Annotated in this window: 10 protein-coding genes; 2 read left to right on the forward strand and 8 right to left on the reverse strand. The window is 58.1% G+C overall.

Annotation, left to right across the window (positions count from 1 at the left end; genetic code table 11):
• From WNY61_RS19695 to WNY61_RS19710, 4 genes are all read right to left on the reverse strand, one after another.
• Positions 1-1,980 carry a glycosyltransferase gene (locus WNY61_RS19695; RefSeq protein WP_342853139.1) on the reverse strand — a complete coding sequence of 660 codons (1,980 nt, stop codon included), beginning with the start codon at positions 1,978-1,980 and terminating at the stop codon, positions 1-3.
• Complete coding sequence (locus WNY61_RS19700; protein ID WP_342853140.1) at positions 1,980-3,152, reverse strand: HlyD family efflux transporter periplasmic adaptor subunit; 1,173 nt, start codon at positions 3,150-3,152, stop codon at positions 1,980-1,982. Before WNY61_RS19700 ends, WNY61_RS19695 begins: the two co-directional genes overlap by 1 nt.
• A 112-nt stretch (positions 3,153-3,264) precedes the next feature.
• Entirely contained in the window at positions 3,265-4,248 is a 984-nt protein-coding gene (locus WNY61_RS19705) for a glycosyl hydrolase family 8 (protein WP_342853141.1), read from the reverse strand.
• A 180-nt stretch (positions 4,249-4,428) separates the two neighbouring features.
• Complete coding sequence (locus WNY61_RS19710; RefSeq protein WP_342853142.1) at positions 4,429-5,061, reverse strand: tyrosine-type recombinase/integrase; 633 nt, start codon at positions 5,059-5,061, stop codon at positions 4,429-4,431.
• A gap of 402 nt (positions 5,062-5,463) precedes the next feature.
• On the opposite strand from WNY61_RS19710, the gene WNY61_RS19715 reads away from it, so the two are divergent.
• Both WNY61_RS19715 and WNY61_RS19720 read left to right on the forward strand, forming a co-directional pair.
• On the forward strand, positions 5,464-6,129 hold the full coding sequence (locus WNY61_RS19715) for an SGNH/GDSL hydrolase family protein (RefSeq protein WP_342853143.1): 666 nt from the start codon (positions 5,464-5,466) through the stop codon (positions 6,127-6,129).
• A gap of 469 nt (positions 6,130-6,598) precedes the next feature.
• Positions 6,599-8,494, forward strand: coding sequence for a PhoX family phosphatase (locus tag WNY61_RS19720; protein ID WP_342853144.1), 1,896 nt, complete (start codon positions 6,599-6,601; stop codon positions 8,492-8,494).
• Between the two features lie 400 nt (positions 8,495-8,894).
• Here WNY61_RS19720 and WNY61_RS19725 read toward each other — a convergent pair whose 3' ends face one another.
• The 4 genes from WNY61_RS19725 to WNY61_RS19740 all read right to left on the reverse strand — a co-directional run bounded on the left by WNY61_RS19725 (position 8,895) and on the right by WNY61_RS19740 (position 12,507).
• The gene (locus WNY61_RS19725; protein ID WP_342853145.1) at positions 8,895-9,116 is read right to left on the reverse strand and encodes a hypothetical protein; all 222 of its coding nucleotides are present in this window, start codon (positions 9,114-9,116) and stop codon (positions 8,895-8,897) included.
• A 197-nt stretch (positions 9,117-9,313) separates the two neighbouring features.
• A complete protein-coding gene (locus WNY61_RS19730) occupies positions 9,314-11,098 on the reverse strand; it encodes a TRAP transporter fused permease subunit (protein ID WP_342853146.1) in 1,785 nt (594 codons plus the stop codon).
• 63 nt (positions 11,099-11,161) lie between these two features.
• Positions 11,162-12,115: a TAXI family TRAP transporter solute-binding subunit gene (locus WNY61_RS19735; protein ID WP_342853147.1), complete on the reverse strand. Its 954-nt coding sequence runs from the start codon at positions 12,113-12,115 to the stop codon at positions 11,162-11,164.
• A complete protein-coding gene (locus WNY61_RS19740) occupies positions 12,112-12,507 on the reverse strand; it encodes a hypothetical protein (RefSeq protein ID WP_342853148.1) in 396 nt (131 codons plus the stop codon). Before WNY61_RS19740 ends, WNY61_RS19735 begins: the two co-directional genes overlap by 4 nt.
• Positions 12,508-12,614: the final 107 nt, after the last annotated feature.

Raw genomic sequence — 12,614 nt, forward strand, 5'->3', positions numbered from 1 at the left:
TCAGTCGCGTCGAGGTCCGATGCTGCGGAAGATATCTCTGGCAAGGCTCCTCAGCTTGACCTCGGTCACCCCCGGCTCATGGCCGTCCGCGTAGAATTTCACGAAAAAGGCTTCGCGCTGAATTTCCGTAGGTAGAAGCTGCAGGCGCAGCCCATCGGCGACTTCGGCAATCGCATAGGTTTCGATCCGCCCCGGAATGTCGTCAATCACGAGATGCCCTCGTGTCTGAGGCGGGACTTGGAGTCCGCGAATGCGCACTGTATCCATTGTCAGCGATGTGATCCAAAGCTCATGCTGGCGTCCATCGGCCGAGAATACCGCGCGCTCTGGCCTGTCGCTGACGTGAAGCTCCCGGCGCGGGCGTTCAATGCAAGCCAGACAGGTCACCGCCAGCACCAGCAGATTATACAGGCTCCAGAACAGGATGACCCATTTGCCATCTCCAGCAGAGAAGGTCGCGAATTGGTCAAAGACGATGCCCAAAAGCAGCCCGACCAGCGTCAGGATGAAGCCGATCAAAAAGGGCATCATTAGGTGCCATTGCACCACGACCTTCGAACGGTCACCGCCCTTTGCCGTCACCGAAAAGGGGTGCCCATGGGGTTTGAGCAACCCGGTAAAGGCCGCACGACTGATCGGGATCGCCCCCAAAAGCTGGCTCACGTCGTTTAGGATCGGCACCACCATGCCTCGGGTCAAGAAGTTCAGGGTGAGCAAGATCCAAAAATAATAGGCGCCGAAATAGCTCAAGACATCGGGCAGGCGCGCGTCGACCACGATGATGTCAAAGAACCAATAGAGCAGGGGAAAGATGATGGCGGCGATGCGGAAGGGATAGGTGGTGGTCCAGAACAGGATCGAGTCCAGCACGCTCCACCGATCGCGCAGACGCAGGTTGTTGGATGACAGCGGCCCGAGCGAGGAGCGCGCGATTTGCATCAGCCCAAGGCACCAGCGCGCGCGTTGGGTGACATATTCCTTCAACCCCTCAGGCGCGAGCCCTTCGGACAGGGGTTCCGCCAGATAAACAGAGCGCCAGCCCGCATTTTGTAACGCCAGTGTCAGCATGAAATCTTCGGTTACGGATTCGGTGTTAAACCCGCCAATTTCGCGAAGCGCGGTCCAGCGGCAAACCGAAGAGGTGCCACAGCAAAAGGCAATGCCCCAGCCATCGCGGGAAGGCTGCATGTGATCAAAGAAGAACCTTTGTTCGTCCGGGTAGGACCGACCGAGGTTAAAGTTATGCTGGATCGGGTCTTGGTTGAAGAAATGCTGCGGCGTCTGAACCAGACCCACCTCGGGATCGTGGAACAGGGCCAAGGAGCGCGACAAAAAACCCCGGTGCGGCACGAAGTCCGCATCAAGCACCGCGACAAAATCAGGGGTCACGGCATCTTCGGCCAGACTGTCCAGCGCGTGGTTGATGTTGCCGGCCTTTTGGCCCTCATTCGTGGGTCGCCGGATATAGCGCACGTCCAGTTCGGCGCAGAATTCGCGGAGCCAGTCCCGGCGATTGTCATCGCAAACAATGATCTCCTTGCTTCGGTGCCGTAGGAACTTCGCCCCGACAATTGTCCGCTCAAGGATTTCCTTGTCCTCATTGTAGGTCGCAATCAGGATCGCAACCCGTGGCTCCTCTTCGCCCCACCATTCTGCATGGGCGTCGGCCTCGTTGCTGCGAAGTTTGTAGCGCGAAAGGATCAGAAAGGCGCTGAGCGAGCCGAGGACGGAAAAGGCCTCCAGCCCGAAGAGAAGCCAGCTTCCAATCATATCGAGGCTGAAGTCAGCCGGAGCAAGCGTCTGCGTGGCGCGCCACCACATATAGCGCAGCGCCAAAATACCCGCGACGCTAAGCAACACGGCCCGATGCCAGCGCCGCTGCGGATCAACCATCAAGGGCACCAATGACCCCACGCCGATCACCAGCAGCAAATGCATGGTTGCAGAGCCAAGTTCGCCGAGATGCGGAAAGAGCAGCATCAGTTCAGCATCGCCCGAAACCAGTTGAGTGGACGCTCATCAAAGAAAGCGCGCCCGGTGCGTCCGATCGAGCAGCCGCGGTCGCGGTCGGCGGTCAGTTCCGGTACCAGAAGCGCCACGTCATAGCGCTCCAAATGTTTTGCCGACGGCGCGACGGCCAAATTTTGATAGATCGTCGCCGCACCGGCTCCGGCGAGACGCGCCACGGTCCCCTCCATCAATTTCTCGCGCCCTGTCAGACGAAAGGATGCAGCATCGCCGACTTGTAGCGAGTTGAAGACCCGCTCCGTGACAGACAGGGACACAAAGGTCGCATCGCAATTGATCAGTCGCAGGATCGGGTCGCCCCGCTGTATGTTGATCCCATCGGCTTGCAAGATCTCCCAATAGATCCCATTGACCGGGGAGGCGATTTCTCCCCCGCCCGCGGCATTCACGCGCAGGTTCTCGCGTTGGCTGCGCGTGGTAAGTGTTTCGAGCCGCGATTGCGCTTCCAAAAGGCCATTCTCGAGCTGCAAGATCACAGTTTCTAACTCGGTCGCGCGCTGCTCCGCGTTCGGTGAATCGTTGTAGCCGTCGCCGAGGAAAACCCCGGTCTCGGCTGTCTCAAAAGCGATCTCCAGCACTTCGACCCGTTCCCGCGCGTGGTCGAGAAGAAGCGGCGCCAGGCCCGGCTCCATCGGAAGGCGGATGGGCAGTTCGCCGACCAAGGACAAAACTTCCTGATCCGTTTCCTCAGGCAGGTCGCCGCCCTCTAAAACAGCTAACCGAAAGCGGGCATGTTCGAGCCGCGTACGTAGTTCTTTCACCCGCGCCTCACGAAATGTCGTGGCGCGGTCCATTAGGCTGTTGCGTAGGGAACGGGTGCTTTCAAGGTCAGCTTCAAGCCGGGCAATCTCCGCTTCAATGAACCCTTGCTCCATGCGCAGATCGTGCAGGCGCACCGTGTCGACCAGCGGGTCATCCACCGTGGCGATGGTCTCCCCTTTTTGCACACGCGCACCGAAGGGTGTGTCAGGTAAGCTGAGGTCTCCGGCCGTATTTGCCCGGATGGTCACAACGGGTGCATTGACAAAGGCGTTTGCACTGGCCCCCGCCATTTGCTCGGCGATGATCACCCATAGTGCAATCGCGATGAGTACGATGCTGAGGATCAGGCGTAGCAACTTCATGCGTTATCTCCAATATAACCAATATTCTACGTTGGATTGTATTTTTGCTGCAGCCGCAAGGCGACTTTGACCAGCTCGCAGCAAATTGAATCTTAGAGAGAGAAAGTGGCGATTATATGCCTTCGCGCCATGCAATTTGCGCCAAAAGCGCAAGCGTATCAGCGTAATAGCCTTGACTGGGGCGAGGCTGTGCAGGGGAGCTTCCGGCGGCAAGATCGGCCACTGCACGAAAACCCGCCGCGTCGCTTTGCGCAATCAACTTTCCCGATGGGGCTGTAACGGTCGCGACATGCTCGGCCAAGATCGCGCTCGCGAAACGGGTGCTGGCGGCCCTCAATGCCGGATGGTCATGGCGCCCTGACCAGAACAAGTAGAGCGGTATGCGCAGCGCGTCCCAGCCAAAGGCGCCGGATAGGTCTGTTGCCGCTTGGATGCCGCTCGGGGTGACATCGATCCAATCCCGCAGGGCTTCGGGAGCACGCAACAACTGTTCGCCGTGCGCGGCAGTGCGCAGCAGATCAACCTGTCCAAAGGCTTCACCCAGTTCGATTAGCGCACGGCTCATGTAATAAGACGGGTTCACGACCACCGACTGGTCGGTTGCCGTCATATGGCTGGCGGGTTTGAGTACTAACTCAGTCGGCGCCCGTGGGTCAGGTGCGAGACAATTGTCGACAAGCCCGCGACTGATTTGCGCAGCTTTGCCTTTTTGCTCGTGCCATCCTGAATCCCGCGTGGCCCGCAGCAGCGCCCAAGCTCGAAGGAGGTCACCATCCGTCGCGTTTTTAAGATCCGCCTCGTTGCCTTGCCACTTCCATGCCATCAGCCCATCCGGCCTGACCGCAAGCGTATTCTGGGTCCAGGCCTCAATGTGGCTGAACGCTTCCCTATCCCCAAAGGCCTGCGCAAGCAGTAAACCATATGCTTGCCCTTCAGAGTGACTGATTTGGTTGTTGCCATCGTCAATGACACGGCCAACCTCGGTGAGGTACGCCGCCTTCCAAGCGCTCCAAGCTTCTAACTTCTGATGCTGTCCCCAACCAGACGAAGCTACGGCAATACAAGGTAGCGCCACAAGCAACCTACGCCTATTCATCGCTCACCTTGCTCCAGTGGAACATTTATTCCTGAACCCTGCTAAGTTCCCCGTTTGGTATCGGTTAGGTAGGCTCCTGAGTTAAGAACATCAATGGCAGCTTCCGGAACGCTGCGATGCTGCGTCCACTCTCACGGCCAAGGTCGGCACTGGGCCGTCCTTGACGAACGGCCCAGAACATCAAATTTCGATGGCTTCGGCAATTGCGAGGGCATCTTCCAGCTCAACGCCGAGATAGCGCACCGTACTGTCCATCTTGGTGTGACCCAATAGAAGCTGAACTGCGCGCAAGTTGCCCGTCTTTTTGTATATCTGCGTGACCTTCGTGCGCCGCATTGAGTGAGTTCCGTAAGCGGTCACTTCCAAACCAATCGATGAAACCCATTCCCGCACAATGCGGGCATACTGGCGGGTTAAGATGTGCAACCGCTCGTGAAGGCGCCCGGGCCATAGGTACTCTGACCCTACCATCAGCGAGTCTTCCACCCACTTCGCAAGCGAGCCTCTGGTTCCTTCGGAAATCTCGAAGCGCACGGGTTTCTGGGTATTGCTTTGGAGCACTGACGCCCGCTCCTTGATTTGGCCTAACGCCATAACATCGACTACTTTCATTTTGACCAAATCGCGGCCGCGCAGCTTGCTGTCGATGGCAAGGTTGAACAGCGCGAGATCGCGATGGTTCTCAGCAAGCTCAAGCCTGACCCGGATAGCCCACACATGCTTGGGTTGCAGTGGTCGCTTCTGACCGATAATGCGGCCCTTGTTCCAGGCAGAGCGAAGCGCGCGAATGGCAGGTAAGTTCTGTGTTCCCATGACTGATCCTCCGATCCGCCAATCCCTCCCACATCGACAACCAGACGTTGACCGAGCCAGCATATCATAGGATGCTGCAACGCATCCGAGGTCGGCTTCGAGCCCATTTTACCGATTTTCTGCATTGCAACGAATATCCACTGCGACGTGAAGGTCAAAAGCCCCGGACATGTCCGGAAATCGCGTTGGCAGGCCCGGCATCCGTCCTTATGGCACGTTTTCAAAAACAAAAGACCAAACTACTTGACGGTCTTTGAATGGTGTTTGACCCTATGGTAGTTACCTCCAATCGCACGACTTCCTCGTCGCTTGATCCTGCGGCGCTTGATGGCGAAAATTCGGGACCATCTTCTATGGCCTGAACACAAGATGCGCTTGATCAATTTGAAAAAGGAACGATCTATGCCCGAGAAGCGTATCATGTGCTTTGGCGACTCCCTCACTTGGGGCTGGGTGCCTGTAATCGAGGGCGCGCCAACGAGCCGCTATCCAGCGGATGTGCGTTGGACCGGATTGCTACAAAAAAATCTGGGCGACGGCCATATCATCATCGAAGAGGGTCTGGGCGGACGCACCACATCGTTAGATGACCCTACGGATCCGCGTCTTGACGGCAGTGCCTATCTGCCGTCTGCGTTGGCCAGTCACCTACCGCTCGATCTCGTGATCCTCATGGTCGGGACCAATGACACGAAGGCCTATTTCCATCGCTCGGCGTTCGAAACCACCGTTGGGATGTCCAAGCTGGTTGGCCAAGTGCTCTCATGTGCCGGTGGCGTCGGGACTGTCTATCCAGCGCCACAGGTTCTCATCATTGCGCCGCCCCCCCTAACGCCGATGCCACACGCCTATTTCCAGTCTCTGTTCGATGGTGCCCATGAAAAAACTCTCCAGTTCGGAAAGTTATACGCGGACCTGGCGGATTTCATGAAAGTGCATTTCCTTGACGGAGGTCAGGTGATTTCAACTGACGGTATTGATGGAATTCATTTTACGGAAGACAATAACCTGGTACTCAGCAAGGCGGTTGCGGGAAAGGTCCGCTCGATCTTTGAGGCCATCCCATAGGGGCGATTGGTCAGCGAATTCGACTGACGACTGTTGCCTTGAAGGCGCGCTGCCGCTGATCGTAAAGACTATCTTTTCTCGAGCCTTGGTGTTGGAGGTCACTTCAGCTCAAACCTGACCTTGGGGCAATGCGCAGCGAATGCACACTATGTCCGCACACTGTTAATTCGCCAAGCTTCAGATTTTGCAGTCGCAGCTAAGGTTCGCAATGCGGGCTGCACGCGCAGAGCTGAGGTGTCGTGGTCAATGGCCGGTTAGGGCCGATAACGGTCCTTGTATGCACATGGGGAGTCAGACTAAGCCCAAGCAGACAGCCCAGATTTGAACGCTAATGGACTGGAAAGCCTTTCTACGGTTCGGAAGACAGCTCAGGCTCCATATGTCACAAAACCATCAAACGGGTGTTACGAAGACGTCAACTCACCGCGGTAATGAGCATGCAACCGCAACATGTTCTGGGAAGACAGTCATGAAAGACACCGATACGCGCCACCTGAGCTGGGATGAATGGGACGAGCTGCGCCGCCCCGCGCCTGAAACGACCGATTTCGACAAGGTGGTTGCGGCCTCTATGTCGCGCCGTAGCTTCATGACGAAGGTGGTGGCCTTCGGTTCCGCAGCGACCGCGTTGAACCTAATGGGGTCTACCTCGGCCCAGGCACAGACCGCGTCGCGCTTTGCTTTCCGGCCGATCGACATCCAGACCGATTTTACGATCCACGTGCCAGAGGGTTACGATTGGGACGTTCTGGTGAGCTGGGGTGATCCGCTGTTTTCCGACGCTGCCCCTTGGGATCCTACCAATGGCGGCGACGCTGCAACCGCCGACCGCGTATTCGGCGAAAATACGGACGGCATGGAACTGTTCGAGGTCGACGGCAAGCAGGTCATTGCCGTGAACCATGAATATGTGAACGAGGACATCAACCTGCCCGCCGCGACTGGTGAATCCGCCAGCAACGTGGACAGCGCCGAAGACGCGATGAATTTGATGAACCTTCAGGGCGTGACTGTCATGGAAATTGCGGAGACGGACACAGGCTGGGACGTTGTCGTTGACAGCCCCTTCAATCGCCGGATCACGAACAATACGCCGATGACCCTTACCGGCCCTGCCGCGGGTCATGCGCTGCTGCAGACCTCAGCCGATCCTGCGGGCACTACCGTTCTGGGCACGCTGAACAACTGCGGTGCCGGCAAGACGCTTTGGGGCACCTATCTGACCTGCGAGGAGAACTTCAACGGCTACTTCGGTGCGACGAATCCTGCGACCACCATGCCCGAGGGGTTCGACCGCTATGGTATCGGTGCAGAAAGCCGTTATGCCTACGAACAATACGACCCACGTTTCGACATCACTGCAGAGCCGAACGAGGCGAACCGCTTCGGTTTTGTTGTCGAGATCGATCCCACAGATCCCGCCAGCACTCCGATCAAGCGCACGGCACTTGGGCGGTTTAAGCATGAAAACGCCGCTATGACACTGACTGCTGATAACCGGGTCGTAGTCTATCTGGGTGACGACGAGCGCGGCGAGTTTCTTTATCGTTACGTGTCGAACGGCACCTATTCCGAAGGCGGCGACACGTCGACGTTGCTGGACGACGGCACGCTTTACGTGGCGCAATTCGACGTCGATGGCACCGGGGCATGGTTGCCGCTGACGTCCGAGACGACGGGCATGGATGATCTGGCGATGGTCTGCATCCACACCCGTCAGGCCGCTTCCGCCGTCGGAGCCACGACGATGGACCGCCCGGAGTGGGTCGCCGTCTCGACAACCCTGCCGGAAGCCTATTGCTGCCTAACCAACAACTCGAAACGGGCAGCGGATGCGGTAAACGCGGGCGGCGACGCGATGCAGGCTCAGGACGGCACCCCGAACCCGCGGGCCGGGAACGAATATGGCCAGATCGTGCGATGGCGGCCCACCGGCACCGACCACGGTGCGGATACGTTCTCTTGGGATCTTTACGTCATGGCGGGGAACCCCGACGCGCACGACGACGCCTACGCCGGATCGGCGAATGTCACACCGGGCAACATGTTCAACTCGCCTGACGGGATGCAGGTCGACTCGAACGGCATGATCTGGATCCAAACCGACGGTGACGACAGCAACGAAGGCGGATTTGCTGGCATGGGCAACAACCAGATGCTGGTCGGCGACCCCGAAACGGGAGAGATCGCGCGCTTCATGACTGGCCCTAAAGGGTCCGAGGTGACAGGCCTGACTTGGTCTGCCGACAAGAAGACCGCTTTTGTGGGCATTCAGCACCCAAGCGGAGACTTCCCGAATGCCAGCCCGGTCCCACGCTCCAGCGTGGTCTGGGTGCGCCGCCAAGACGGTGCTATTATCGGTTAAAGTGCCCGACATACCACGCAAGAAGTTGGCGGCATTGCTTAGGGGGCTGCGCCGTCAATCGCAATTGCATTGTCTATTTCTTTGGGGGCGTCATTTGTAAAGAGCACAGCCTGCACCGCTATTCTGCCAGATTTCCTCGCTCACCTAATTATTAGACAACATGATGCTGCGCACTGGACGAACGGCGGGTTCGGCAGGCCGCACCGCAGCAACCAGATCGCGGGTTCAATGGCTGATTAGGGCCGTATGTCCACCTTGGCCAATCGGAGTCTGGATTCGAACGCCCGAGCCTGTGAAGACAGTGACCTACAAACCTAAGCTTTGCAAAACGATGTAAGAAAACGCTGTGGCACATTCTCAAATAGAGAGCGCGGATTCGTTCCCGCGCTCTACTTGATGCTCAATAGCGCGGGCGGCTGCAAATGCCCGCATCATCACAGAAAACGCCCGCAAGGCCGCCGATGATGGCACCGTGGTCGGCGTTTTCATCCATAGCTTTCGCCGCGCCATAGCCGAGCGCTGCGCCTGCAAGCCCGCGTTCTACGTCACTATCGAGGGCGATATTTGGCGCGCAGGCAGAGATAAGCGTAGTGGCGGCGATGAGGGGGTAGAGTAATTTCATATTAGTCTCCTGAGGGCCGAGGATGCACCTTCGGCATTGTAGGGTATCGGGAGGATTACGAAGAATTGTGCTCTCGCTGTCCCCGACCAATTCACTTCCCTTACGCCACAGGTCCGCTGATATCCGATTGCGAAAATAGGTTTAGGACGTGCTATCCAATATCAACGTGACTAATTGCGTGGTTTAAGGCGGCGAGATCAAAACCAAAGCCCCGAAAATACAACTGCCAGCCCCCCTGCGCAGAGCGCGATCGTCGGTAAAGGCCGCCGCGCTCCGATTAAGCCGGAGGAGAGCAATGTCAGACCCAAGGCCACCCGCGCAGCCGCCAAGAGAGCTGCCAACGGCGCCTCCGAAAGCCGCAGCATGTCGGGATTGGCGACCATGCCCAGCGGGATGATATAAAGCCCAATGCCAAGCGCCATCGCCGTCAGCGCGACCTTCAACCAATTCTCGCCGATCATCCCCGCCGCGATAAAGACCGCGCCGCAGACCGGGGGCGTGATCGTGGACAAAAGCGCGAACCAAAATACGAAAAGATGCGCCTGAAGCGGTGAAAGCCCCAGTTCAATTAGCGCAGGCCCCGCCACCGAGACACAAATCACATAGGCGGCGGTGGTCGGGACCTCCATGCCCAGGATGAGACAGGCCAGCGCGGTCAGCAGCAGGGAGGGCCACAAAAGCCCGCCTGAACCTTGCAGAATTAGCGAGGTGATCTTCACGCCGAGACCCGTGATCGACAGCACGCCAATGATGATCGACGCACAGAGGATGATCGACGCGATCAAGGAAACCTGACGCGCCGCGTTCAGAACCGCGCTTGCCAATCGTCTGGCGATCTGGCGCGGGCGGAAGGTCAGTTGCGCGTTGAAAAACAGCAGCACCGCCGCCGACAAGATCGCCATGGCGGCGGAATATTCAGGCGTGAACTGCGCGATGAACATGCCCCATAGGAGAACGGAAAAGGGGACGAGAAAAAACAGCGATGTGATCACCACATCTCGCAGGGCAGGGCGATCGGCCGCGTCGATACTCTTGAGCGAAAAGCGCCGGGCATAAGCGTTGATGCCCACCCAGACCGCCACGAAATACAAAAGCGCTGGCAGGGCTGCAGCGGCCATGATGCCGGTGTAGGGCACGCCGGTCAGCTCAACCATGACAAAGGCGCCCGCGCCCATCAGCGGCGGCATGATCTGCCCGCCAGAGGAGGCCACGGCCTCGACCGCGGCGGCGAGGCGTTTGGGGTAGCCGAGTTTGGTCATCGCCGGCAGGGTGATGGCGCCGGTGGAGGCGACATTGGCCGAGGCCGAGCCAGAGATCGAGCCGAACAGCGCCGAGGACAGAACCGAAACCTTCGCCGCGCCGCCCTTCAGCCGACCGGCTGCCGCTGCCGCGACATTCATAAACCCTTGGCCCGCTTCGCCAGCGTTCAGCACTGCGCCAAAGATCACGAAGATCGCTACGACCGTAACCGAAACGCCGGTGAGCGTGCCCCAGATGCCGCCCTCGGCAATGGTCAGCGTGCCAAAGAAACTCTCTACGGGGGTGCCGGAATGCCCGAACTCGCCGGGAATATACTGTCCAAACAGACCGTAAAGCAGCGCCAATGCGGCCACCAGCGGCAGCGGCCAGCCAATCACACGCCGCGCCGTTTCCAGCACCACCAGCAACAGCGTCACCGCCACCGCGAGCTGAAAGCCGCTTTCGATAAACCCATATTGATCGCCGAGCGCGTTGCTGTTGAAAGCCACCCAAAGTGCTGCGGCAATACCAGCTGCCGCAAGGATGCTTCCCGTGATCCGCCGCATCGGCGACCCTGCGTCAAGGATCAGGGCAAAGGGGAGGATAAAGGCCATATGCAGCGGCCTGCTGATAAGGTTCGGCACCAGACCTGAGAACACCAGAGCCAAGTGATAGGCGACCAGCGCAACCGCGAGGGCGATCCAGAAACTCGCCGCCAAACGGCTCTCGGGAAGGTTTGTCATGTGGGTAAGGTCCGGCCTTGAATGGGGGCAGAGCGGCGCGGAAAGCCCGCGCCGCGCAGCATGTTATTGCGACGCTGTTGTTGCGATCCCGGCTTCTTCGTAATAGCGCAGCGCGCCGGGGTGCAACTCGGTGGTAATGTTGCTCATCAACTCTGGCGTGACATTGCCCCACCACGGCGAAGTGTTGGCCATCTTTGCCTTGTTTTCCCAATAGGTCTTGGTCAGTTGATAGGCCGTTTCATCGTCCATCTTTGTGGTCGTGAAGGCGGCAACGGGCAGAGAGGTCGTGGTCACATCCTGCTCCTGGCCCGCATAGGTCCCCGCTGGAATGACAATTCGCGTCCGTTTGGATTGCGCAATTTGCTCGTCTGACAACGGAATCACAGTAACGAGGGTGGAAGCGGCGGCTTCAACGACATTTGGCGCAGGGAATGAACCTGCAGTGACAAAGCCATCAATCTGCCCGTTCTTCAAAGCGGCTACGGCGTTGCTTAATTCCGCATCCGCGATCTCGACACTGTCCGACAGCCCAAACATATCCAGATACTTTGCCCCTTCGGTGGCGCCGAAAGACCCTTTGCCCAGCAAAATGCTCTTGCCTTCCAGATCAGCGAGCGAAGTGGCTCCACTGTCCTGAGACATCACGAAATGCATGGTTAGCGATGGGATCGGGAAAAGCGCACGAATTTCGTCGAAAGCAGGCGTTGTTTTGCCCTCAAACATAGCCTTGCCGTTCTGGGCCAGACCAACAAGAGAGGGCGGGGTGGTAAAGACATAGTCGGCCCCACGCGCGCGCACTTCCATGACGTTCTGGACAGAGCCCTGGCTCTCTTCCACCGTAACCGAGATGTCCCCGCTGCTGCCCGCTTTCATAGCCTCGGCAAGTTCCACACCCATTTGATAGTAGGACGAACCCGATTTGGCCGACTTATAGGTCACACGGGTCTCAGCACTCGCGGCAGCGCCCACCAGCCCCACGGCCAATGCCGCGCAGATAGTTTGTCTTAATGCATTCATGGTTTTTCCTCCTCCAAACCCAAAGGCAAACCTTCCCCGGCCAGATAGCTGCGGGAATGCCTCCGGGTGACTTTGTGGCAGCACGCTACGGCATTGTCGAGAATGGGGTTCTGCCGTTTGGGTTGGGCGTGAAGATCACAACGGCGGGCCGCTACAGTCTTGTAAGTTTGACGCAGCACGCGAATGGGCGGGAAGGGGGCTTTCGCTGCTCTATCCATTGAGATCATATGTGCGGACCTTGCCGACATTCGCTGCAGGCGTTCTGTTTTCACCGCGCCTGCAAGGACCTCTCGAACGAAGGGCGGATTGTGTTGAAAACCGCTCTCACAGCGCGCTGAATCCAAATTTGGCAGAACAAAATTCCAAACTATTGGAATTTCGGCGGCACCCATGGGCGCAATTGCCTTGTCGGAGAACAGCTTCCCACTTTTTAGAAATTTGCAGCTGCAGCAAATAGTTTTTCAACACAATGGGCGGTGGGCTCAACAGGTGGATGCAA

Source organism: Sulfitobacter sp. AS92 (genome assembly GCF_038900015.1).
Lineage (GTDB): Bacteria > Pseudomonadota > Alphaproteobacteria > Rhodobacterales > Rhodobacteraceae > Sulfitobacter.